Genomic DNA, 22,033 nt, shown 5'->3' with positions numbered 1-22,033 from the left:
GCTCACGCGCCGCGCAGCAGCTCGCGGATCCGGATGGCGGTGGCCTCGTCGCGGCCCACGGCGAACGGCAGATCGTTGTCCCGGTCCACCCGGAACGGGACCCCGGCGACGGTGCTCTGCGCGCCGCCCGCCTCGGCGACCAGCAGCAGTCCGGCCGCGTGGTCCCACGCCGAGGGCCAGGTGAAGGCGAGGCCGTCCATCTCGCCGCGGGCCACCTTCAGGTACTCCAGCCCCGCGGAGCCGCAGGGCCGGGCCGCGACCCCGGGCACATCCAGCCGGGACAGGGTCGCCTTGTCCTCGTCGGAGGTGTACAGCGGGTGGGCCATCGCGATCCGCAGGTCGGCGCCGGGCTCCGGCGAACCGCTGTGGATCCGCTCGCCGTTGACGTACGCGCCCTGCCCGCGCACGGCGGTCGCCAGCTCCTCCAGCGCCGGGGCGAAGGTCCAGGAGGCGAGGATCTCGCCGCGGTGGGCCAGGGCGACCAGGGTGCAGAACGCCGCGTCGCCGGCGACGAACTGCCGGGTGCCGTCCACCGGGTCGACGATCCAGACCGGCGCGTCGGCGCGCAGCGCCCCGTACACGGTCGGATCGGCGTGGACCGCCTCCTCGCCGACGACGGCGGAGCCGGGCAGCAGGTGCGTCAGGGAGGCCGTGAGGTGCTCTTCGGCCTTGCGGTCGGCGACGGTCACCAGATCGTGGGGACCGGTCTTCTGGTCGACCTCGTGGTCGGCGAGCTGCCGGAATCTCGGCATGATCTCGACCGCCGCCGCCTTGCGGATCGCTTCTTCCACTGCGGACAGGTCTCGGGCCAGGAACTCTTCGATCATGCCCCCATCACACCACGCCGGACTGACAAACCCCACCGGTCGTCACGTACACCAGACGGCCTCCAGATGGACTGCAGGTGCCGCGGGGAAAGGCAATGCGGCGGGCCGGGCCCGTGACGGACGATGGCGCGGTGACCGTATTTCGCTGTGTGCGCTGCCGGACCGAGCTGACCACCACGGTGCGGGAGGTGCCGATCCCTCCGGAGAGCGTGACGTGGGCCCCGTACGAGGCGCCCGTCGAGCCGTGTCCGCCGCGGATGGCGCCCGGGACGTACGCCTACGACCCGGAGCCGCACCGGTTCTCCTGGGGCCCCGCGCCGAAGGGGCGTCCGCAGGGCAGTGCGCCGCGCGGGCCGGGGACGGCCGTGGTGGTGAGCCCCGGGGACATCCGCGGGGTCGAGCCGATCGAGCGGCGGCGGATCGGCTGTTGCGGGCCCATGGGCACCGACGGGCCGAACCTCGCGTGCGCCGGATGCGGCGCGGAGGTCGCCGTCGAGGCCGCCGACTGCTGCACGTGGCAGGAGATCGTCCTCGACCTCCGCTTCGCCGAGGCGGTGGATCCGCCGGGCCGGAGCGTCAGGAGCGGGCGGGGTGTCGGCGGTTCATGAGCGCCGTGTAGAGCAGCATGGACGCCGCCAGGCCCACCGCCCAGCCGTAGTCCGCGAGCGGCTTCAGGAAGGGGATCAGGCCTTCCTCGGGGAAGGGGCCCTTGCCGGGGGCCGAGTGCGAGCCGCCGATGGCCAGCACACCGCCGACCGCGAAGGCCGCCAGCGCCCGGATGTTCCAGCCGCCCGTGTACCAGTACGGTCCGCCCGCCCGGTAGAGGTCGGGCAGCGACAGCCGGGTGCGCCGCACGATCCAGTAGTCCGCGATGAGGATGCCGGCGACCGTGCCGAGCAGGCCGCCGACCAGGCCGAGCCAGGTGAAGATGTACAGCTCGGGGGTGGAGGTCAGCTTCCACGGCATCATCAGTACGCCGACGACCCCCGTGATCAGGGCGCCCCTGCGGAAGTCGATCAGGCGGGGCGCCAGGTTGGACAGGTCGTACGCCGGGGAGACCACGTTGGCCGCGATGTTCACCGAGATCGTCGCGACGAGCACCGTGACCAGGGCGTAGAGCAGCCCGAAGACGCTGTCGGTCTTGGCGACCAGCTCCACCGGGTCCCAGATCGGGGCCCCGTACACCGCCTCCGAGCCGGAGGTGACGAACACCGACAGCAGCGCGAAGAGGGTCATCGTCGTCGGCAGCCCGAGCGTCTGTCCGAGGATCTGGGAGCGCTGCCCGGCGCCGAAGCGCGTGAAGTCCGGGATGTTGAGCGAGAGGGTGGACCAGAAGGCGATCATCCCCATGAGGGCGGGGAAGAAGACCGTCCAGAACTCCGCGCCCCAGCCGAGCCGCGAGGGCTGGTCGAGCAGTTCGCCGAAGCCGCCCGCCTTCACCCCGATCCACACGAGCAGGGCCAGCGCGCCGACGATGACGAAGGGCGCGGCCCAGTTCTCGAACCGCCGCAGGGCCTCCATCCCCCGGTAGATGATGGCGAGTTCGAGGACCCAGAAGAGGGCGAAGCACAGCCACAGCGGCCACGGCTCGCCGCCGATCTCCGCGGCTCCCGCCCAGCCGCCGAAGATCTTGCCGAGCAGGACGTAGATCCCGGACCCGCCGATCCAGGTCTGGATCCCGAACCAGGCGCAGGCCACGGCCGCCCGGATCAGCGCGGCCAGATTGGCCCCGCGCATCCCGAAGGAGGCCCGGGCCAGCACCGGGAACGGGATCCCGTACTTGGGGCCGGCGTGCCCGGTGAGCAGCATCGGCCCCAGCACGATGATGTTGGCCAGCGCGATGGTGAAGACGGCCTGTTTCCAGTCCATCCCCAGGGCCACCAGCCCGGAGGCGAGCAGCCAGGAGGGGATGTTGTGCGCCATGCCGACCCACAGGGCCGTGAAGTTGTACGTGGTCCAGCGCCGGTCCGCGACCGGTACGGGGAGCAGGTCGGGGTTGGCGAAGCGGCCGTCGGAGGGGACCTCGCCGGGGGCGAGCTCGACGCGGTCCCCGGTGGCGCCTATCGGGTGGTCCGGCATGTGCGCACGCCCCTTCGGGTCGGTGGGGATCTCGGTCAGGATCCGAGCGCCGGGATGACGTGCTGCCCGTACGCGTCGATGGTGGCCTCCTGTGCGTCGTGCATGTCGTACACGGCGAACTGGTCGACGCCCAGGTCGCGCAGGGTCCGCAGCTTCTCGATGTGGGCCTCGGGCGGGCCGAGCAGGCAGAAGCGGTCCACGATCTCGTCGGGCACGAAGTCGGCGGACGGGTTCCCGGCGCGGCCGTGGTGGCTGTAGTCGTACCCCTCGCGGGCCTTGATGTACTCGGTGAGGGCGTCCGGCACCATGCCGGAGTGTTCTCCGTAGCGGCCGACGAGATCGGCGACGTGGTTGCCGACCATCCCGCCGAACCAGCGGCACTGGTCGCGGGCGTGGGCCAGGTCCTCGCCGACGTACGCCGGCGCCGCGACGCAGATGGTGAGCGCGTCCGGGTCGCGCCCGGCCCGTTCGGCGGCCTGCCGGACGGAGCCGACCATCCACTCGGTGAGGTAGGGGTCGGCGAGCTGGAGGATGAACCCGTCCGCCTTCTCGCCGGCCAGGGCGAGCGCCTTCGGCCCGTACGCGGCCATCCAGACGGGGAGCTTCCCGTCCCGCACCCACGGGAGCCGCAGCGGATTGCCGTCGACCTCGGCCTCCCGGCCCTCGGCGAGGTCCCGGATGACGTCGATGGCCTCCCCCAGCCGGGCCAGGGTGTTCGGTTTGCGCCCGGCGACCCGCATCGCCGAGTCTCCGCGGCCGATCCCGCACACGGTGCGGTTGCCGTACATGTCGTTGAGGGTGGCGAAGGTGGAGGCGGTGACCTCCCAGGTGCGGGTGCCGGGGTTGGTGACCATCGGCCCGATGTGCAGCTTCTGCGTGTTCGCGAGGATCTGGCTGTAGATGACGAAGGGTTCCTGCCACAGGACCGCCGAGTCGAAGGTCCAGCCGTAGCGGAAGCCGTTGCGCTCGGCGCGCTTCATGAGGCTGACGACCCGGGAGGCGGGCGGGTCGGTCTGGAGGACGAGGCCGAAGTCCATCACGGCTCCTTAGAGGTACTGGCAGGTGGAGCGGGGGATGTACACTCCGTGGCCGGCCCGGCCCGTGTACTCGCGCCGGTCGATGACGAGTTCGCCGCGGGAGAGCACGGTGTCGACGCGTCCGGTGATCCGCTTGCCCTCGTACGCCGAGTAGTCCACGTTCATGTGGTGCGTCTCGGCGGAGATGACCTGCTCGGCGTGCGGATCATAGAGGACGATGTCGGCGTCGGAGCCCGGCGCGATGGTGCCCTTCTGCGGGTAGATGCCGAACATGCGGGCCGGGCTCGCGCAGGCGATCTCGATCCAGCGGCGGCGGCTGATGTGTCCGTCCAGGACGGCCTGGTGGAGGAGGTCCATCCGGTTCTCCACCCCCGGCAGCCCGTTCGGGATCTTGGAGAAGTCGCCGCGGCCGAGCTCCTTCTGGCCCCGGAAGCAGAACGGGCAGTGGTCGGTGGAGACCACCTGGAGGTCGTTGGTCCGCAGCCCCCGCCAGAGGGCGGCCTGGTGCTCCTTCGGCCGCAGCGGGGTGGAGCAGACGTACTTGGCGCCCTGGAAATCCGGCTCTTCGAGGTTGTCGGTGGACAGGAACAGGTACTGCGGGCAGGTCTCGCCGAACACCGGCAGGCCCTTGTCGCGGGCGGCGGCGAGCTCGGCCAGCGCCTCCTCCGCCGAGACGTGGACCACGTACAGCGGGGATCCGGCCACGCGCGCGAGCTGGATCGCCCGGTGGGTGGCCTCCGCTTCGAGGAGGACCTTGCGGACCTCGCCGTGGTGGCGCGGGTCGGTCTCGCCCCGGGCCAGGGCCTGTTCGACGAGCACGTCGATCGCGATGCCGTTCTCGGCGTGCATCATGATCAGCCCGCCGTTGCCGGAGGCCCGCTGCATGGCGCGCAGGATCTGCCCGTCGTCGCTGTAGAAGACCCCGGGGTAGGCCATGAACAGCTTGAAGGAGGTGACGCCCTCCCCGATCAGGTGGTCCATCTCCTTCAGGGTCCCCTCGTTGACGTCCGAGAGGATCATGTGGAAGGCGTAGTCGATGGAGCAGTTGCCGTCGGCCTTGTCGTACCAGGTGTCGAGCCCCTGGCGCAGCGCCTGGCCCATGCTCTGCACGGCGAAGTCGACGATGGTGGTGGTGCCGCCCCAGGCGGCGGCCCGGGTTCCGGTCTCGAAGGTGTCCGAGGCGGCGGTCCCGCCGAAGGGCAGCTCCATGTGGGTGTGGGCGTCGACCCCGCCGGGGATGACGTACTTCCCGCTCGCGTCGATCGTACGGTCGGCCGTCCAGGCTTCGGCGGCGGCCGAGCCGTGGGCCGCGAGGGCGGCGACGCGGCCGTCCTCGACCAGGACGTCGGCGTGGAGCTCGTCGGCGGCCGTGATGACGAGGCCGCCGCGGATGAGGGTGCGGATGGACATGTGCGGCGCCTTCCGGTCACACGATGCTGTGCAGGGCCCGTTCGAGGATCTCGGCGCCCTCTTCCGCCTCGGCGACGGTGAGGGAGAGCGGCGGCGCGATGCGCAGCACGCTGGTGTCGTGCCCGCCGCCCTTGCCGATCAGCAGGCCGCCTTCACGGGCGGCCTCCAGTACGGCGGCGGCCGCGCCCGGGTCGGCCTCGTCGGTGCCGGGCTTCGTCAGCTCCAGGCCGGCCATCAGGCCCCGGCCGCGGACCTCCCGTACGGCGGGCACGGTGGCGGCGATGGCGCGCAGCCGCTCCAGGAGCAGTCCGCCGACGCGGCGGGCGTTGCCCTGGAGATCGTGCTCCAGCAGGTACGCGAGGTTGGCGACGCCGGCCGCCATGGTCACCGGGGAGCCGCCGAAGGTGGAGATGGAGTTGGTGTCGATGCAGTTCATGATCTCGGCGCGGGCCACGACCCCGCCGATGGACATGCCGTTGCCGATGCCCTTGGCGAAGGTGAGGATGTCCGGCGGGCCGCTGCGGCCGTGGGCCTGCCAGCCCCAGAAGTTGTCGCCGGTGCGGCCCCAGCCGGTCTGCACCTCGTCGCTGATCCAGAGGATGCCGTGCCGGTCGAGGACCTCGCGGAAGGCCCCGTACAGCCCGTCGGGCGGGGCGGTGAACCCGCCGACGCCCTGGATCGGCTCGGCGATCAGGGCGGCGACTCCGCCGCGGGCCTGGCCGAGCACGTCTTCGAGGTCGGCGACGGCGGCCGCGGTGAAGGCGGTGTCGTCGAGGTGCGCGAAGGGGCCGCGGGTGCGGACGGCGCCGTGGACGTAGTACGTCTGGAGCGGCGAGAGGCTGGTCGGGGACCAGCCGCGGTTGCCGGTGATGGAGACGGTCGAGAAGGACCGGCCGTGGTAGCTGTTGCGCATCGCCAGGATCTGGTTGGAGCGGCGGTACGCCGTCGCCAGCAGCAGGGCGGTGTCGTTGGCCTCGGTGCCGGAGGTGGTGAAGAAGACCCGCGCCTCGGGGATGCCGGACAGGGCGGCGATCCGCTCGGCCAGCTCGATCATCGGGCGGTTGAGGTACAGGGTGGAGGAGTGGATGAGCCGTCCGGCCTGTTCGGAGACGGCCTTGGTGACCTCGGGCAGGGCGTGCGCGGTCATCGTGGTGAGGATGCCGCCGAAGAAGTCGAGGTAGCGGTTGCCGTCGGCGTCCCAGACGTGGCGGCCCTCGCCGTGCGTGAGCTCGATGGGGCGGTCGTAGTAGAGCGCGAGCCAGTCGGGCAGTACGGCCTGGTGGCGGCTGTGCAGGGGGATCGGGTTGGTCACGGCTGAACGAGCCCTCCGTAGGCGTCGGGACGGCGGTCGCGGTAGAAGGCCCACTGGTCGCGGACCTGCTTGATCAGGTCGAAGTCGAGGTCGCGGACGAGGAGTTCCTCCTCCTTGCCGCTGGCGGTCTCGCCGACGAACTGGCCGCGGGGGTCGACGAAGTAGCTGGTGCCGTAGAAGTCGTTGTCGCCGTACTCCTCCTGGCCGACGCGGTTGATCGCGGCGATGAAGTACTCGTTGGCGACGGCGGCGGCGGGCTGTTCCAGCTGCCAGAGGTAGGAGGACAGGCTTCGGGAGGTGGCGGACGGGTTGAAGACGAGCTGGGCTCCGGCCAGGCCCAGCGCGCGCCAGCCCTCGGGGAAGTGGCGGTCGTAGCAGATGTAGACGCCGATGCGGCCGACGGCGGTGTCGAAGACGGGCCAGCCGAGGTTGCCCGGGCGGAAGTAGTACTTCTCCCAGAAGCCCTTGACCTGGGGGATGTGGTGTTTGCGGTACTTGCCGAGGTAACTGCCGTCGGCGTCGATGACGGCGGCGGTGTTGTAGTAGAAGCCCTCGGACTCCAGCTCGAAGACCGGTACGACGATGACCATGCCGGTCTCGCGGGCGAGCGCCTGCATCCGCTGGACGGTGGGGCCGTCGGGGACGGGCTCGGCCCAGCGGTAGTGCTCGGGTTCCTGGACCTGGCAGAAGTAGGGGGCGTTGAACACTTCCTGGAAGCCGATGATCTTGGCGCCGTCGGCGGCGGCCCGCCGGGCGTGCTCCTCGTGCTTGGCGATCATCGACTCGGTGTCTCCGGTCCAGGTGGCCTGGACGAGTGCGGCGCGGACGACTTGGGCCATGAGCTGCTCCTCGCGACGGGAACGCCGAGTTCTACGCACGTAGACGGTGTGCGTAGGGAGTAGAACGTAGGCCGCGTCACACCGCGGGGCAAGACCGCCGTGCGCGGTTGGGTGAGTCGATCAAGTAATGACAACGGATGGTCGAATCCGCTCATTGGACGGGCGGTTTCGCAACCCGCAGGGCGTGTACGAGGTCACGGTGGTGCGTGCCGGAGAGGGCCTCGGCTGCCCTGAGCAGCCGGGGGGTGAACCACTGCGGATCACGGCGGGCCAGGCGGACCGCCTCCTCGGCGGTACGGACCTTGACGAAGGCGCCGAGCAGGGCGTCGGCCTCGCGGGTCCGGCCGTCCCCGGCCAGGGCCAGGGCGGCGTCGGCGATCTCGGCGGCGGGGCGGGCCGCGCCCTGGCGCAGCAGGGCCTCACAGTCGGCGTGCCGGCCGGCTTGGCCGAGGGCCGCGGCCGCTGCGGCGAGCCGCTCGGGCGGGAGCGAGGCCGCCTCCCAGAGCAGCGTGGCCCAGTCCGCCCCGAGCCCGGCGCGGACCAGCTCTTCGGCGAGCCCGGGCAGCCACGCGGCGGGCCACGCGGCGGCCTCGCACAGCAGCGCGTGGGCCTCTCCGCCCCGCTCCTGGGCCCGCAGCCCCAGCAACTCCCCGATCACCGCGGCGATCCCGCCGGGGCGTGGCCCGTACGCCGCGGGCGCGTCGGCCTGTAAATCCCACCCGGGGGCGGCGGGCCGGCTCTCCGGCTCCGCCGGGGCGAGGTGCTCCGGCTCGGGTGGGGTGAAGCGGGGGCGGCCGATCGTTCCGGAGCGGGACCGGCGGGGAGCGGGGGGCTCGGCTGCGGGGTGAGGCTCGGCTGCGGGGTGAGGCTCGGGGTCGGGCTCGGGCTCGGAGTGGGCGAACCGGGCGCCGCGGGGTGCGGCGGCGGCCTCGGCCGGGTGGCCGGGCGGTGGGGTGAAGGGTACGGGGGCCGGGGCCGGGGCGCCCGCGTACCGGGCCCCGCCGGCCCGCCGCGCCCCGCGCAGCCACCGGCCCTCGGCCCGTCCGACGGGCGGCTCGGTCCGCACCTCCCCCGCCTGCCGCTGCCGCGGCACCTCGGACACCGGCCCGCCCTCCCCCACCCCGGCCCACGCCCCGGCCGGCGGTTCGGCCCCGGCGGGCGCCGGGCCGCCGGACCACCCCGGCTCGGGCGGGGCGGGGTCCGGACGGGACGGCGCCGGGTGGGCCGGGGCCTCCAGGGCCCTGAGGCGGGTCATGAGGTCTTCGTGGCGGGAGGCGGCCCTGGCGGTGTCGTCCTGGATCCAGGCCAGTTCCCGGGTCAGGGTCTCCGCCTCCGCCGGGTCCGGAGCCGCGGCCAGGCGGGCCGTCAGGGTGCGGGCCGCCGCCTCCGAGACGGAGCGCTGGTCGGTGGCCGCCGCCAGCAGGGTCCGCAGCTCCTCCGCGCCGCCCGGCAGCCTGTCCCACACCGCGACCGCCGCGGTGCGCAGCCGGGCCGCGTACTCCCGCTCCCGCGCCGCGAGCTCGGCGCCCCTGATCCCCGCGAGGTCGCCGAGCAGCGACTCCACCACGTCCCACGGCGGCATCGCGGCCCCGTCCAGGCAGGCCCGCAGGCCCTGCGGATCCCGGCGCAGGAACTCCCCGTACCACCCCGTCCCCGGATCGAGTCTCTGCATCAACCCGCGCAAGTAGCCCGAGAGTTGACCGATCGCCTGCGAAGTCGCGGTCTCCATGCCCCGCATTGCATCTCACCGGTGTTACGGGCGGGCTACGGGAGTCTCAAAGCTTGACGGCGATCGCGGTGTGCGGACGCTTCCCGCGCCGGACCAACGCGGCCGGCACGTCCACGGCCCAGAACTGCCACGTGTACTTCCGCGACATCAGCTTCCGCACCCGCGTCAGCCCCGCCTCGTCCAGCAACCGCGCCTCGCCCTCCAGCTCGGCCGCCCCCTCGGCGACCCGCCCCCGCACGTCGCAGGCACGGACCGTGACCCGCCCGTTGTTGCGGATCCGCTTCACCTTCCAGGAGTCGCTGCGCGTCCACACGTACAGCTCGCCCCCGTCGGCCACGGCCCACACCGGCGTCGCGACGGGCGTGCCGTCCTTGCGGAACGTGGTGAGGCTGACGTACTTGCCCTGGTTCAGCTCGTCGAGAGTCATCCCCGGAGCCTACGACGGCCCCCGGGGCGCGGCAGGCCGCGGATCCGGAACCCCGGCGGACGCCCGGCCCTCCGGCGCCGGGCACGCGGCAAGCAGCAGACCGGCCGCCAGCAGGGCGCCGAGGAGTGCGAAACCGAGTCGTTGGGAAGCGTTCGAGGTCGACACGCCTTCACGCTTGCCCCGCTCCCGCCCGCCCCCACCGCCGATTGGGCCGTTCGGCCCGCCGGCCCCGCCCTAAAGGAACCGCAGGTCCGCGACCCGGCAGGACTTCGGGCGGCCCCGACGGAGCGTCAGACCGAGGAGGCGGCTTACCGATCAGGCCGGCACGAACGCGCAGCGGCGCAGCACATCGTCCAGGGACAGCCCGAGCGCCTCGGCGAGGGCGGCCACGGTGAAGAAGGCCGGGGTCGGCGCGCGGCCGGTCTCGATCTTGCGGAGGGTTTCGGCGGACAGCCCGGCGCTCGCCGCGACCTCGACCATGCTGCGGACACCGCGGGCCTCGCGCAGCAACGCGCCGAGGCGCTCGCCGCGCTCGCGCTCTTCGGGGGTGAGAGGGGTACGGACCATGCCCCCATCCTACCGCTTCCCCCAATAACTATCCCGTTAAAGTTATACCGGTATAGTTATTGGCATGGTGGAACTGAAGACAGAAGAATCGATCAACGCGATGCGCGCCCCGGGCCGGGTCGTCGCCCACGCCCTGGCCGCCGCACGGCAGGCGGCGCGGGTCGGGGTGTCCCTGCTGGACCTGGACGAGGCGGCCCGCGCGGTACTGGCCGAGGCCGGCGCGAGCTCGCCGTTCCTCGGCTACCGGCCGCACTTCGCGCCGGTGCCCTTCCCCGGGGTGATCTGCGCCTCGGTCAACGACGCGATCGTGCACGGCATCCCCGACGGCTACCGGCTCCGCGACGGGGACCTGGTCAGCATCGACTGCGGGGCGAAGCTGGGCGGCTGGGTCGGGGACGCGGCGATCAGCTTCACCGTCGGCCGGCCCCGCCCCGCCGACGTGCGGCTGATCGAGACCGCCGAGGCGGCCCTCGCGGCCGGCATCGCCGCCGCGCGGCCGGGCAACCGGATCGGCGACATCGCGTACGCCATCGGCACGGTCTGCCGCTCCGCCGGGTACGGGATCATGGAGGACTTCGGCGGCCACGGCGTGGGCCGCAGCATGCACGAGGACCCGGGCGTGCCCAACGAGGGCCGGCCGGGGCGCGGTATGCAGCTGCGCCCCGGCATGGTCCTCGCGATCGAGCCGATGCTGATCGCGGGCGGCGGGGACCACTACCGGTGCGACGCGGACGGCTGGACCCTGCGGACCCTCGACGGCAGCCGCGCCGCGCACACGGAGCACACGGTCGCGATCACCGCCGACGGCCCGAGGATCCTCACCGCCCTCTGAGCCCTGGGCCTTGCCCTACGGCTTCCCGTACGGGTGGACCACCATCGCCGAGCCCCCGCCCCGCCGGGTGGTCTCGGCCGCGGCCAGCCAGCGCCCGTCCGGGAGCCGCTGGACCCCGGTCGCCGCGCCGATCTCCGGGTTCTGCCGGAAGGCCTGGCCCAGCGCCTCCAGCTCGGCACGCAGCGGACTGTTCCACAGGCCCGGCTCCAGCTCGGTGGTGGTCTGGTTGCGCTGGCTGGCCCGCGGCGCCGCGATGGCGTCGACCAGCGGAAGGCCCCGGTCCAGATGCCCGATCAGGGTCTGCAGGACGGTGGTGATGATGGTGGCGCCGCCCGGGGAACCCACCGCGAGCACCGGCCGCCCGTGCTCCAGCACGATGGTCGGGGACATGGACGAGCGCGGCCGCTTGCCGGGGCCGGGCAGGTTCGGGTCCGGGACCCCGGGGGCCGCCGGGGCGAAGGAGAAGTCGGTCAGCTCGTTGTTGAGGAGGAACCCGCGGCCCGGGACGGTGATCGCGCTACCGCCGGTGGACTCGATGGTCAGGGTGTACGAGACGACGTTGCCCCAGCGGTCGGCGACCGTCAGGTGCGTGGTGTTCTCCCCCTCGTACGTGGTCGGGGCGGCCTGGCCGGAGCCGCCGCAGGCCGCCGGGTGGCGCGGATCGCCGGGGGCCAGCGGGCTGGTCAGCGTACGGTCCGGGGCGATCAGGCAGCCGCGCGAGTCGGCGAACCGCTGCGAGAGCAGTTCCCGCGTCGGCACGTCCTCGGCGGCCGGGTCGCCGACCCAGCGGCCTCGGTCGGCGAAGGAGATCCGCGAGGCCTCGATGAACCGGTGCAGGTACTGGGTCTCGGACAGCTTCGACAGGTCGGTGCGCTCAAGGATGTTGAGCGCCTCGCCGACGGTGGTGCCGCCCGAGGAGGACGGCGCGATGCCGTACACGTCGAGGCCCCGGTAGCCCACCTGCGTCGGGGCCTGCCGCTTGGTCCCGTACGCGCGCAGGTCGCCGGTGCTCAGGTCGCCGGAGCGGACGATCCGGGTGGCAGCCGGGTCCACGGGGGGTTTACGGACGGCCCGGACGATGTCCTCGCCGATCGGACCCCGGTAGAGCGCCCCGGTGCCCTTGCGGCCGAGTTCGGCGTACGTGGCGGCCAGGTCGGGGTTCTTGAAGGTGGAGCCGACCACCGGGAGGTCCCCGCCGGGCAGGAACAGCTTCGCGGTGTCCGGGAAGTCCTTGAAGCGGTCCCGGTTGAGCTCGGTCTGGGCCCGGAACGTCGTATCGACCGTGAACCCGTCGCGCGCCAGTTTCTCGGCGGGCTTCAGGAGCTGGCCGAGGGAGCGGCTGCCCCAGGCGTCCAGGGCGCTCTTCCAGGTGGCCGGGGTGCCGGGGACGCCGACGCTGCGGCCGCTGGTCTGGCCCTGCTCGAAGGGGATGGGGACGCCGTTCTCCTGGAACAGGCCCTCCGTCGCCGTCGCGGGCGCGGTCTCGCGGCCGTCGATGGTCTGCACCCGGCGGGAGTCGGCGTCGTAGTAGACGAAGTAGCCGCCTCCGCCGATGCCGGCGGAGTAGGGCTCGGTGACCCCGAGCGCGGCGGCGGTGGCGACGGCCGCGTCCACGGCGTTGCCGCCGGAGCGCAGGACGGCGATGCCCGCGGCCGAGGCGTCGGCGTCGACGCTCGCGACGGCACCGCCGTACCCGGCGGCGACGGGCACCTTGGGCGGGGCGGGGGCGGTGGGCGGGGCGGCGGCCCCGGTGGAGACGAGCGCCCCGGCGAGGGCGACGAGCGCTAACGGACGAACGGCGGGACGACGCATCCCGAACCTCCCAGTCGACGGCCGGTCAGAGCCAGGTCCCGCACTGTAACTTCACCGCACCCCCCACGTCAGGAGCGCGCGGGGACGGCTACCATCCGCCGCATGAACGACGACGTGCGCAACATCGTGCTCGGGGTGGCGGCCACCGCGATCAGCGGCGGCTTCGGCTGGTTCACCCGGACCTACCTGTGGCGCCGTACGCTGCGCCGCAAGCAGGCCTTCTTCGGCCTGCCCACCGGCTCCGACTGCCTTTTCGTGGTCAACCGGCAGATGGGCGGTACGGAGGGGTCGGTGCACCGCAACGACGCCTTCGCGCTGCTGGAGATATCCGCCCTGATCAAGGACTGCGGGGCCAATCTCCAGATCGTCTCCCACGACTCCGTCCGCCAGGGCTTCGGGGAGCGCGCCGAGTTCTGCGTGGGCGGCCCGGTGTCCAACGCGCGGACGGCGGCCCATCTGGCGTCCATGCTGCCGGGCATCCGGGTCGACCTGTCGACCGAACCGGGTCCGGACCGCGGTGCGATCCGGGTCGGCGAGGAGACGTACCGCTGGCAGAAGGGCCAGATCGACCACGTGCTGCTGGCCCGGCTGACGACCGGGCCGGGCAGCCGCCCGGTGTTCCTGGTCTCCGGGCAGACCGCGATCAGCAACCAGGCGGGCGCCCGCTTCCTGGCGCGCCACCACCAAGACCTGGCGCGCCGCTACCGCGGGGACTCCTTCTGCGTGGTGCTGAAGGTCAACAACTCCGATGCCTACGGCCCGGACGTGGTCGAACTGCTGGCGGACGTCACCCGGCAGGCCCGGACACCCGCAGCGGCAGCCGCGTGATCCCGTTGATGAAGTTCGACACCAACCGCCGTGGCTCGCCCGCGAGTTCGGGGGCCGGCATGGCCGCGCGCCACTCCTCGTAGAGCACGCGCAGCTGGAGCCGGGCGAAGTGGGCGCCGAGGCAGACGTGCGGTCCGTCGCCGAAGGAGACGTGCGGGTTGGGCGTCCGGCCGAGGTCGAGGCGCCCGGGGTCGGTGAAGACGCGCTCGTCGTGGTTGGCGGAGGCGTGGAAGACCACCACCTTGTCCCCGGCGCGGATCGGCTGCCCGGCGAGCTCGGTGTCGACGGCGGCGGTGCGGCGGAAGCTGAGCACCGGCGGGTGGACGCGCAGCAGTTCGTCGACCGCGGTGTGCACCGGGACCCGGCCGTCGGCGAGCTGCCGGTACGCGTCCGGGTCACCGGCCAGGGCCAGCAGGCCACCGGGGGCTGCGCTGCGTACGGTGTCGTTGCCCGCGACGGTGAGCAGGAAGAAGAACATCTCCAGCTCGGCCGGGTCCAGTCCGGCCTCGGCGAGCGCGGTCATCACGTCGTCGCCGGGGTGCGCGCGCTTGTGGGCGGCCAGTTCCCGGGCGTACGAGAACATCTCGCCGAGCAGGGCCGGGGAGCGCGGGTCGAGGGGCTCGCCGTCGGGGCCGAGCCGGGGCGCGGGCGCGTCCTCGGGATCCTGGTAGCCGATGACCCGTACGGTCCACTCCAGCAGCAGGCCCCGGTCGGCGGCCGGAACGCCCAGCAGGTCGGTCAGGTTGAGCAGCGCGTACTCGTCGGTGACCGTGCGGACCAGGTCGGCGGCGCCGTCCTCGGCGCCGTCCCGGGCGGCGGCCAGCAGCGTACGGGCCCGCTCGCGGACCCGGCCGGCGAAGGCGTCGACGCGGGCGGGGGTGAAGGCGCGGGAGACCAGCCGGCGCAGCCGCCCGTGGTCGCCCGCACCGCGCCGCGGATCCTGGTTGAGCATGGTGCGCCGCAGGAACGGCAGGTCCGCCGGGTCTGGATCGCGGATCTGGGTGGCGCCCAGCCAGGAGGAGTACGTGGTGTGGTCGCGCAGCACCCGGACCACGTCGGCGTGCCGGGTGACCGCCCGGAATCCGGGGCCTGCGGGCCAGCCGGCGATCTCCGGCTCCTCCTGCCGGGCCACCGGGTGGTGCTCGCGCAGCAGCCGGTAGCTCTCGTACGGGATCCCGGCGCCGTAGATCCGGGGGTCGAACACGTCGGGCACGTACGCGGCGGGGTCCATGGGGCCACGGTGGCGGGCGCACCGGCCCAGCCGCAAGGGGAGGATCAGCTGCCGAGGTCGCAGCGGGCTGGGCCGATGTCGGCGTCCGGGCCGAGCAGGACCACCTGGTACTTCGGATCGGTGGAGGCCACCGTGCACACCAGCTGCCGGCGGGCCGTCTCGGAGAGGGTGGAGACCTTGAACGGCACGCCGACCCCGATGGTGTCGTCCGACAGCATCTTCGTCCCGGCGCTGGCGCCCTGATTCTTGATGTCCAGCGCGGGCAGCCGGGTCTCCAGGCCCGCGGCCCTCTCCGTCTCGGTGGGGCCGATGAGCAGTTGTATGAGGAGCGAACTCTCCGACGTCGAGGGCTGGTGCCGGTCGGGTACGGGGAATAGCCGCCCGTCGGAGGCCACGAAGTACACCGTCCCCTTCGCCCCGGGCCCGGGCACGACCACCTTCGCGGCGGCTCCGCTCTCGATGACCCCGGTGGGCTTGATCCCGCAGCCGTTGAGCAGCAGTGCGCCCGGCAGCAGGGCCGCGACGGCGGCCACGGCCGTCCGCATCCGCCGGGTCATGCGTCTGCCTCCAGGGGCATGTCGAGCGTGAACACCGCTCCCCGGGCGGGGCCGTTCGCGGCGTGCAGGGTGCCACCGTGCAGCCGGACGTTCTCCAGGGTGATGGCGAGGCCGAGGCCGCTGCCCGCGGACCGGGTACGGGCGGCGTCGGCCTTGAAGAACCGGTCGAAGATGTGCGGCAGCACCTCGGGGGCGATACCGGGCCCGCTGTCGGCGACTTCGATCAGCAGCCGGGGGCCGTCGGGCCGCTCCCCCGTGCGCACGCCGACGCGGACCGGGGCGCCGCCGTGCTTGAGGGCGTTGCCGACGAGGTTGGCGAGGACCACGTCGAAGCGGCGCGGGTCGAGCCGGGCGCGGACCTGCCGCGGCAGGTCCATGACCACCCGCTCGTCGTCCCAGTGGCGGCGCTCGACGGTCTTGCGCACGGCCTCGGCCACGTCCACGTCGTCGAGGTTGAGCTCGGCCGCGCGGGCGTCGAAGCGGGAGATCTCCATGAGGTCCTCGACGAGGACGGCGAGCTTGCCGGTCTCGGCGCTGACCAGCCGCAGGGCGGACGCCGTGTCGCGGTCGAGGCGTTCGGCCTCCTCGTCCAGGACCTCGGTGACGGCGAGCATCCCGGCCAGCGGGGTACGCAGTTCGTGGGAGACGTCGGAGGCGAAGCGGCGGGCCCGGACCTCGGCCTCCCGCAGTTCGTTCACCGACTGTTCGAGTGCGACGGCCGTCTCGTTGAAGGTGCGGGCGAGTCCGGCGAGCTCGTCCGAGCCGCGGACCTCGATCCGCGTGTCGAGGCGGCCGCGGCCGAGCCGCTGGGCGGCCCGGCGCATGTCGCGTACGGGGCGCAGCACGCTGCGCGCGGCGAGCAGGGCGGGGATGACCGCGATGGCGAGGCCGGGGACGGCGCCGCGCTTGGCGGCCTCGACCATGGCGTCGACCGTCTTCCCCTCGGTCGCCAGGCGCATCGTCGCGAAGATGACCAGGCCGGTGGGTTCCCGGACGTCGTTGTGGAGCCAGACGGCCGACATGCCGACGGCGAGGTACGGGGTGCCCGAGGGGTCGGTCACCCGTTGGAAGGCGGCGTGCGGATGGGCCGTCAGCTGGCGGCGGAGCTCCTCGGTGACCACGGTGGAGGTGGGCGCGCTGGTGCTGGAGGCCCGCAGGGTGCCGTACTCGCCGAAGACGTTCCAGGGGTTCGGCTTGCCCCTCTTCCCCAGGTCGGTGACGATGCGCTGGAGCTGCGCCTGGTCCAGCGGCAGATCGAGGGGCAGGTTCTCGACCTGGTCGCGCAGGGTGCTGACCGCGGTGTCCTGGCTCTGCTTGAGGACGGCCGTGCGGGCCTGCTGGTAGGTCAGCGTGGCCGTGGTCACCGCGCTGATCGCGGCGACCAGCAGGAAGGCCGCGATCAGCCGGGTGCGCAGCCCGAGCGGCGCGATGCGCCTCACAGCGGGCCGAAGCGGTAGCCGAAGCCCCGCACGGTCTGGATGTAGCGGGGGCTGCCGTCGGGGTCCTCGACCTTGGTGCGCAGCCGCCGTACGCAAGCGTCCACGAGCCGGGCGTCGGCGTGGTAGCTGTGGTCCCAGACGTACTCCAGGAGCTGCTGGCGGGAGAAGACCTGCTCGGGCGAGGCGGACAGGTGCAACAGGAGTTTGATCTCGCTGGGGGCGAGGGGGACGCGCTCGCCGTTCTTGGCGACGGTCAGTCCGGCCCGGTCGATGGCGAGCTCGCCGTGGAACTCGACCTCGGGGCGGCTGCCCGCCGGGGCGCCGAGGCGGCGCAGCACGGCCTTGATGCGGGCCTCGATGACCTCGGTGCGGGCGGGCTTGACGATGTAGTCGTCGGCGCCGGCTTCGAGGCCGACGACTATGTCGAAGTCGTCGCCGCGGGCGGTCAGCATGATGATCGGGAGCTGGCTGGTCTCGCGGATGCGGCGGCACACCTGCACGCCGTTCATCCCGGGCAGCATGAGGTCGAGCAGGACCAGCTCCGGAAGGAAGGTCCCCATCAGCGCGAGGCCCGCCTCGCCGGTTTCGGCGGCGCTCACCTCGTGGCCGCGTCGGCGCAGGCCGAGGCCCACTCCTTCGCGGATGGAAGGGTCGTCCTCGATCAGCAGTACGCGTGGCATCGGGTCAGTGTCCAAGTGGTTCGGGGCTTCATCTCCCGCTAACGGCTGGTCTTGCGCCGCAGGGAGTCCAGCAGGTCGGTGATTTCGGTGAGGCCGAGCGGCTTGGCGAGGAGGACGACGACGAGCGCGAGCGCGGCGGTTCCCGCGCCGACGGCGGCGAAGTCGCCGAGGCCCTCGGCGGCCCGGGCGGCCGCGTAAGCGGCGGCGGCCCCGGGCAGGCAGGCGGCCAGCAGCCGCAGGTGGGTGCGGACCGCGGTGGCGCGGCGCTGCGTACGGGTCCCCGTGCGCGGGCCGAGCCGCCGCGCGAGGGTGTACGCGGTCACCGCGAGGCCCGCGAACAGGGCGACGGAGTAGGCGCCGGCCATGCCGGTGACCGCCCAGCGCGGGGGCAGCAGCAGGTACGCCGCGACCGACAGCGCGGCCCACAGGCCGGCGATGACGAGGTTCAGGAAGAACGGGGTCCGGGTGTCGGAGAGGGCATAGAACCCGCGCGAGAGGACGTACTGGCCGGAGAAGGCGATCAGTCCCGGTGCGAAGGCCATGAGCATGCCGGCCATCACCTCGATGTCGGCGGCGCCGGTGCGCCCGTACCCGAAGACACCGCCCATCACCCAGGGGGCGAGGGCCGTGAAGAGGGCGGCGGCGGGAACCACGAGGGCGGCGCTGGAGCGCAGCGCGTACGACACGTCGCGGCGGACCGCGCCGAGGTCTCCGTCTGCGGCGGCGGAACTCATCCGGGGCATCAGGGCGGTCACGAGGGAGACGGTGATGATGCCCTGCGGGACGATCCACAGCTGGTAGGCGTTGCTGTAGGCGGTGTATCCGGCGCCGCCGGCAAGACCGGCCTCTACGGCGTGCCGGCCCGTGGTGGTGGAGAGCCGGGTCACCACCCAGTAGCTGATCTGGTTGGTGAGCACGAGCATGACCAGCCAGCCCGCGTTGCGCAGCGGGCGGGCGAGGCCCTGGCCGCGCCAGTCGAAGCGGGGGCGCCAGCGGAAGCGGGCGGCGCGCAGCGAGGGGACCAGCGCGAGGGCCTGGATGACGATGCCGGCGGTGGTGCCGAGGCCCAGGAGGCGGGTCTCGCCGGCCGTCAGGCCATCCGGCGCGTCGTGGGAGAGGTACAGGAAGAGCCCGAAGACGCCGATGATCACGATGTTGTTGAGGACCGGGGTCCACATCATCGCGCCGAACCGGCCGCGGGCGTTCAGCACCTGGCCGAGCAGGGTGAACAGCCCGTAGAAGAGGATCTGCGGCAGGCAGTACCGGGCCAGGGCAACGGTGGTGCTCGCCTGGCCGCCGGTGTACGGGGTGTAAGCGGAGACGATCAGCGGCGCGGCCAGCACGGCGACGGCCGTCAGTGCGACGAGCGCCGCGGTGCAGGCGGTGAGCAGCCGGTCGGTGTAGGCGGCCCCGCCGTCCTGGTGCTCCTTCGCGGCCCGGACAAGCTCCGGTACGAAGACCGCGTTGAGCGCGCCGCCGATGAGCAGCATGTAGAGGATGTTCGGGACGGTGTTGGAGACGGCGTAGCTGTCGCCGAGCAGCCCGGTGCCGAGCGCGGCGACGACGACGGCGGAGCGGACGAATCCGGTGGCGCGGGAGACGATCGAGCCCGCCGCCATGAGGGCGCCGCTGCGCAGCACCGAGCTCTTCCCCGGTGCCGCGTCGGCGGCGCCTTCGGCGGAGGGGCCGGTGGCCGGTCTGGTGTCGGTGGTGGTCACCGGCGGGCCAGGTAGGCCTGGAATGCCTTGTGGAGCGCCGTGTTGGCGTATCCGTCCATGGGGGTCTCCCACTCGCCGAGCGTTTCGACGACCTGCCCGCCGGTGCCGAGCTTCCAGCGCAGCAGCCCGAAAGAACGTTCGTCGGGGTCAAGGGTGGAGGGTACCCCGCGCATGTCGTATTCGTCGGCTCCGAGGTCGTGGGCGTCGCACATCATCCGCCACTGGAGCGCGTTGCTGGGGCGGACCTCGCGGCGGTGGTCGGCGGAGGCGCCGGTCTGGTACCAAACCCGGTTCCCGGCCACGATCATGGTGTGTGCGGCGAGGATCTCGCCCTGGTGGATGCCCAGGTAGAGGCGCATCCGGCCGGGCGCCTCGGCGTTGAGGACCTCGTACTGCTGCTGGTAGTACGCGAGCGAGCGGCCGAGCCGGAAGCCGTCGCGCTCCTCGGTGATGCGCAGCAGCCGGTAGAACTCGGGCAGGTCGGCGGCGGTGCCGAGGACGGTCTGTACGCCTGCCTTCTCGGCCTTGCGGACGTTGCGCCGCCACTCCTGGTTGAGGCCGGACCACAACTCGTCGCGGGAGCGGCCTGCGAGTGGTACGCGGAAGACGTGGCGGGGCTGGGCGTCGCCGTCGTCCTCACCGCCGCAGCGCTTCCAGCCGCGGGTGCGCAGCCGGTCGGCGAGGGCGGCGCCGACCGGGTCGACCTCGGTGGCGAGCACGTCGGAGACCTGCCGGCCCGCTCCGGTGGCGGACTTGACGGCGGCGGCGTCCCAGCGGCGGTAGGCGGGCGTGGGCCCCATGCGGACGGCGAAGGCGCCGGCCGCGCGCAGATGCCGCTTGAGGGGGTCCAGCCATCGGTCGATGTGCGGGTCGGACCAGTCGGCGACCGGGCCTTCGGGGAGGTACGCGAAGTATTTGCGGGTGCCGGGGAATTGGCGGTAGAGGACCAGCCCGGCACCGGCTATTTGCCCGTCGGGGTAGTGCCATCCGACCCTTTCCGAGCGCCAAAGGTCCTTTACCTCGGCCCAGGACGGGTACTGGAGAAAGCTCGCGTTCCGGTTCCGCGAAAGGAAGCCCTGGTATTCCGGTACGGACATCGGACGCACACTCAGCTCCCGCTCCGGGTACTGGTGTCGCTGGGCGGGGGTCACGAGCAGTGCGCACACGGTGAATCGGCCTTCCTGTACGTCCGGGGATGCGGGACACACAGGACTCTCACAGGGACCCGTGACCGACGTGCGCGGCGATTGTGACCGGACGATGACCGTTTCGCTGCGGTCCACGTCACAACCGAAAGTCCGATCTTTTCGGCGGATTGTGCAACCTAAAGTCGTGCCGTCCGCATCTCCATTTGCGAACGATCATTACTTGGAGGGGTTTTCGTTGAGCCGCACACGCCGTACCGCACGCAGTCGCCACGCCATGCTGGCCGGGACCGCACTCATGGCCGCCGCGCTGACCGCCTGCGGCGGCTCGGGCGGAAGCGGGAGCGCGGGCGCTTCCGGCACTGCGGACGCGAAGAAGAAGCCGGACATGGCGATATCCGTGAACCTCACGGGCGATCAGGCCAAGCCCGGCGAGCCGGTGAAGGTGACCCTCACCGAGGGGAAGCTGGCCCTGGTGAAGGTGTCCGACGGCAAGGGCGGCGAACTGCCCGGGAAGATAGCCGACGACGGCAAGACCTGGACCTCCGAGCGCAACGCCTCGCCGGGCACGGACTACAGGATCGAGGCGCAGAACACCGACAGCCAGAGCGCGAACGCCCAGTTCAAGACGGCCGCCGCGGACAAGGTGAACAAGGTCACCATCAACCCGGGCAAGGCCAACCCGGTGGTGGGCATCGCCCAGCCGGTCTCGATCGTCTTCGACAACCCGGTGAAGAACAAGGCCGAGGTCGAGAAGCACCTGAAGGTCACGACCTCGAACAACACCGAGGGCTCCTGGGGCTGGTTCAAGGACTACACCGGCAACGACCGGGTGGACTGGCGGCCGAAGGAGTACTGGAAGTCCGGCACCGACGTGAAGGTCGAGATGAACCTCAACGGGGTGGACTCGGGCCAGGGCGGCGGGATGTTCGTCAAGGACTACAACACCGAGTTCAAGATCGGCAAGGACCGCCGGCTCCAGGTGAACCTCGACACGCACAAGATGACGGTGACCGAGGACGGCGAGGCCGTGAAGACGATCCCGGTCTCGGCGGGGACGCCCGGCGGCCAGAAGGCCTCATGGTCCGGGAAGATGGTGCTGATGACCAAGGAGGGCACCATCCGGATGGACTCCCAGACGGTGGGCCTGGGCGACTCCTACGACAAGATGGTCGACTACTCGATGCGGGTGACCTGGTCGGGCATGTACATCCACGCCGCGCCGTGGAACACGGGCAACTTCGGCCGCGCCAACACCAGTTCCGGCTGCGTGGGCATGAGCGACTCCGACGCGAAGGCGCTGTTCGCCGAGGCCCAGGTGGGCGACCTGGTCGAGGTCACCGGCGACGGCTCCAAGGGCAAGGCCGACATCGGCAACGGATACGGCGAGTGGAACCTGTCCTGGGACGAGTGGAAGGCCAAGAGCGCCCTGGCGGGCGGCGCGGGCGCCACGCCCCAGAACGGCTGATCCGCGCACTTGACACTCGTTCAATCGTTACCACCGCGTAACTTACCGGCGGGTTACCTCCGGTAAGCCCCTCGCATTACCGTCGGGTCACTTTGA

20 protein-coding genes are annotated in these 22,033 nt (G+C 72.4%); 4 read left to right on the top strand and 16 right to left on the bottom strand.

Annotated features, from left to right (window positions below; genetic code table 11):
* Positions 1-2: 2 nt before the first annotated feature.
* A complete protein-coding gene (locus tag OG509_RS29905) occupies positions 3-827 on the bottom strand; it encodes an inositol monophosphatase family protein (RefSeq protein ID WP_406185690.1) in 825 nt (274 codons plus the stop codon).
* A gap of 131 nt (positions 828-958) precedes the next feature.
* On the opposite strand from OG509_RS29905, the gene OG509_RS29900 reads away from it, so the two are divergent.
* Positions 959-1,435 (top strand): hypothetical protein, encoded by a 477-nt coding sequence (locus OG509_RS29900; protein ID WP_406185689.1) that lies wholly within the window; start codon positions 959-961, stop codon positions 1,433-1,435.
* Here the strand turns inward: OG509_RS29900 and OG509_RS29895 are convergent.
* The 8 genes from OG509_RS29895 to OG509_RS29860 form a co-directional block, all read right to left on the bottom strand.
* Positions 1,404-2,906, bottom strand: a complete 1,503-nt coding sequence (locus OG509_RS29895) for an NCS1 family nucleobase:cation symporter-1 (RefSeq protein ID WP_406185687.1) — start codon at positions 2,904-2,906, stop codon at positions 1,404-1,406. The genes OG509_RS29900 and OG509_RS29895 overlap by 32 nt on opposite strands.
* Positions 2,907-2,941: 35 nt before the next feature.
* Positions 2,942-3,943, bottom strand: a complete 1,002-nt coding sequence (locus tag OG509_RS29890; protein ID WP_406185686.1) for a TIGR03842 family LLM class F420-dependent oxidoreductase — start codon at positions 3,941-3,943, stop codon at positions 2,942-2,944.
* Positions 3,944-3,952: 9 nt separating this feature from the next.
* The gene (hydA, locus tag OG509_RS29885; protein WP_406185685.1) at positions 3,953-5,353 is read right to left on the bottom strand and encodes a dihydropyrimidinase; all 1,401 of its coding nucleotides are present in this window, start codon (positions 5,351-5,353) and stop codon (positions 3,953-3,955) included.
* A gap of 16 nt (positions 5,354-5,369) precedes the next feature.
* Positions 5,370-6,665, bottom strand: a complete 1,296-nt coding sequence (locus OG509_RS29880; RefSeq protein ID WP_406185683.1) for an aspartate aminotransferase family protein — start codon at positions 6,663-6,665, stop codon at positions 5,370-5,372.
* Positions 6,662-7,504 carry a nitrilase-related carbon-nitrogen hydrolase gene (locus OG509_RS29875; protein WP_406185681.1) on the bottom strand — a complete coding sequence of 281 codons (843 nt, stop codon included), beginning with the start codon at positions 7,502-7,504 and terminating at the stop codon, positions 6,662-6,664. Before OG509_RS29875 ends, OG509_RS29880 begins: the two co-directional genes overlap by 4 nt.
* A gap of 151 nt (positions 7,505-7,655) precedes the next feature.
* Positions 7,656-9,233: a hypothetical protein gene (locus OG509_RS29870; RefSeq protein ID WP_406185679.1), complete on the bottom strand. Its 1,578-nt coding sequence runs from the start codon at positions 9,231-9,233 to the stop codon at positions 7,656-7,658.
* Between the two features lie 46 nt (positions 9,234-9,279).
* Positions 9,280-9,660, bottom strand: coding sequence for a PPOX class F420-dependent oxidoreductase (locus tag OG509_RS29865; protein WP_387292805.1), 381 nt, complete (start codon positions 9,658-9,660; stop codon positions 9,280-9,282).
* Positions 9,661-9,975: 315 nt separating this feature from the next.
* Positions 9,976-10,227: a helix-turn-helix domain-containing protein gene (locus tag OG509_RS29860; RefSeq protein ID WP_030155225.1), complete on the bottom strand. Its 252-nt coding sequence runs from the start codon at positions 10,225-10,227 to the stop codon at positions 9,976-9,978.
* Between the two features lie 64 nt (positions 10,228-10,291).
* Between OG509_RS29860 and map the strand changes: the two genes are divergently transcribed.
* Complete coding sequence (gene map, locus OG509_RS29855; RefSeq protein ID WP_406185677.1) at positions 10,292-11,059, top strand: type I methionyl aminopeptidase; 768 nt, start codon at positions 10,292-10,294, stop codon at positions 11,057-11,059.
* A 15-nt stretch (positions 11,060-11,074) separates the two neighbouring features.
* Here map and ggt read toward each other — a convergent pair whose 3' ends face one another.
* A complete protein-coding gene (gene ggt / locus OG509_RS29850) occupies positions 11,075-12,871 on the bottom strand; it encodes a gamma-glutamyltransferase (protein ID WP_406185675.1) in 1,797 nt (598 codons plus the stop codon).
* Between the two features lie 102 nt (positions 12,872-12,973).
* On the opposite strand from ggt, the gene OG509_RS29845 reads away from it, so the two are divergent.
* Positions 12,974-13,699 (top strand): hypothetical protein, encoded by a 726-nt coding sequence (locus tag OG509_RS29845; RefSeq protein ID WP_406185673.1) that lies wholly within the window; start codon positions 12,974-12,976, stop codon positions 13,697-13,699.
* Here OG509_RS29845 and OG509_RS29840 read toward each other — a convergent pair.
* Genes OG509_RS29840 through OG509_RS29815 form a run of 6 tightly spaced genes read right to left on the bottom strand, consistent with a single transcriptional unit; the run spans position 13,659 to position 20,421 of the window.
* Positions 13,659-14,930, bottom strand: coding sequence for a cytochrome P450 (locus OG509_RS29840; RefSeq protein WP_406185671.1), 1,272 nt, complete (start codon positions 14,928-14,930; stop codon positions 13,659-13,661). The two genes, OG509_RS29845 and OG509_RS29840, sit on opposite strands and share 41 nt — an antisense overlap.
* A 44-nt stretch (positions 14,931-14,974) precedes the next feature.
* The gene (locus OG509_RS29835) at positions 14,975-15,487 is read right to left on the bottom strand and encodes a hypothetical protein (protein WP_406185670.1); all 513 of its coding nucleotides are present in this window, start codon (positions 15,485-15,487) and stop codon (positions 14,975-14,977) included.
* Complete coding sequence (locus OG509_RS29830) at positions 15,484-16,926, bottom strand: ATP-binding protein (protein WP_406185669.1); 1,443 nt, start codon at positions 16,924-16,926, stop codon at positions 15,484-15,486. The genes OG509_RS29835 and OG509_RS29830 overlap by 4 nt, the downstream gene beginning before the upstream one ends.
* The gene (locus OG509_RS29825) at positions 16,923-17,606 is read right to left on the bottom strand and encodes a response regulator (RefSeq protein ID WP_387291817.1); all 684 of its coding nucleotides are present in this window, start codon (positions 17,604-17,606) and stop codon (positions 16,923-16,925) included. The genes OG509_RS29830 and OG509_RS29825 overlap by 4 nt, the downstream gene beginning before the upstream one ends.
* A 38-nt stretch (positions 17,607-17,644) precedes the next feature.
* Positions 17,645-19,324, bottom strand: coding sequence for a murein biosynthesis integral membrane protein MurJ (gene murJ, locus OG509_RS29820; protein WP_406185668.1), 1,680 nt, complete (start codon positions 19,322-19,324; stop codon positions 17,645-17,647).
* Complete coding sequence (locus OG509_RS29815; protein ID WP_406185667.1) at positions 19,321-20,421, bottom strand: lipid II:glycine glycyltransferase FemX; 1,101 nt, start codon at positions 20,419-20,421, stop codon at positions 19,321-19,323. The genes murJ and OG509_RS29815 overlap by 4 nt, the downstream gene beginning before the upstream one ends.
* A 286-nt stretch (positions 20,422-20,707) precedes the next feature.
* Between OG509_RS29815 and OG509_RS29810 the strand changes: the two genes are divergently transcribed.
* Positions 20,708-21,937: an Ig-like domain-containing protein gene (locus OG509_RS29810; protein ID WP_406185665.1), complete on the top strand. Its 1,230-nt coding sequence runs from the start codon at positions 20,708-20,710 to the stop codon at positions 21,935-21,937.
* Positions 21,938-22,033: the final 96 nt, after the last annotated feature.

This window comes from Streptomyces sp. NBC_01006 (assembly GCF_045162725.1).
GTDB lineage: Bacteria > Actinomycetota > Actinomycetes > Streptomycetales > Streptomycetaceae > Streptomyces.
The sequence above is the reverse complement of the archived record's forward strand: the minus strand, read 5'-3'. Positions and strand labels throughout refer to the sequence as shown.

What these genes read in the sequence shown, in the direction of transcription:
- hydA (WP_406185685.1), bottom strand. Translation starts at nt 5,353, where the DNA reads ATGTCCATCCGCACCCTCATCCGCGGCGGCCTCGTCATCACGGCCGCC.
- OG509_RS29840 (WP_406185671.1), bottom strand. Translation starts at nt 14,930, where the DNA reads ATGGACCCCGCCGCGTACGTGCCCGACGTGTTCGACCCCCGGATCTAC.
- OG509_RS29875 (WP_406185681.1), bottom strand. Translation starts at nt 7,504, where the DNA reads ATGGCCCAAGTCGTCCGCGCCGCACTCGTCCAGGCCACCTGGACCGGA.
- OG509_RS29905 (WP_406185690.1), bottom strand. Translation starts at nt 827, where the DNA reads ATGATCGAAGAGTTCCTGGCCCGAGACCTGTCCGCAGTGGAAGAAGCG.
- OG509_RS29825 (WP_387291817.1), bottom strand. Translation starts at nt 17,606, where the DNA reads ATGCCACGCGTACTGCTGATCGAGGACGACCCTTCCATCCGCGAAGGA.
- OG509_RS29835 (WP_406185670.1), bottom strand. Translation starts at nt 15,487, where the DNA reads ATGACCCGGCGGATGCGGACGGCCGTGGCCGCCGTCGCGGCCCTGCTG.
- OG509_RS29815 (WP_406185667.1), bottom strand. Translation starts at nt 20,421, where the DNA reads ATGTCCGTACCGGAATACCAGGGCTTCCTTTCGCGGAACCGGAACGCG.
- OG509_RS29865 (WP_387292805.1), bottom strand. Translation starts at nt 9,660, where the DNA reads ATGACTCTCGACGAGCTGAACCAGGGCAAGTACGTCAGCCTCACCACG.
- OG509_RS29890 (WP_406185686.1), bottom strand. Translation starts at nt 3,943, where the DNA reads ATGGACTTCGGCCTCGTCCTCCAGACCGACCCGCCCGCCTCCCGGGTC.
- OG509_RS29895 (WP_406185687.1), bottom strand. Translation starts at nt 2,906, where the DNA reads ATGCCGGACCACCCGATAGGCGCCACCGGGGACCGCGTCGAGCTCGCC.
- ggt (WP_406185675.1), bottom strand. Translation starts at nt 12,871, where the DNA reads ATGCGTCGTCCCGCCGTTCGTCCGTTAGCGCTCGTCGCCCTCGCCGGG.
- OG509_RS29870 (WP_406185679.1), bottom strand. Translation starts at nt 9,233, where the DNA reads ATGGAGACCGCGACTTCGCAGGCGATCGGTCAACTCTCGGGCTACTTG.
- map (WP_406185677.1), top strand. Translation starts at nt 10,292, where the DNA reads ATGGTGGAACTGAAGACAGAAGAATCGATCAACGCGATGCGCGCCCCG.
- OG509_RS29845 (WP_406185673.1), top strand. Translation starts at nt 12,974, where the DNA reads ATGAACGACGACGTGCGCAACATCGTGCTCGGGGTGGCGGCCACCGCG.
- OG509_RS29860 (WP_030155225.1), bottom strand. Translation starts at nt 10,227, where the DNA reads ATGGTCCGTACCCCTCTCACCCCCGAAGAGCGCGAGCGCGGCGAGCGC.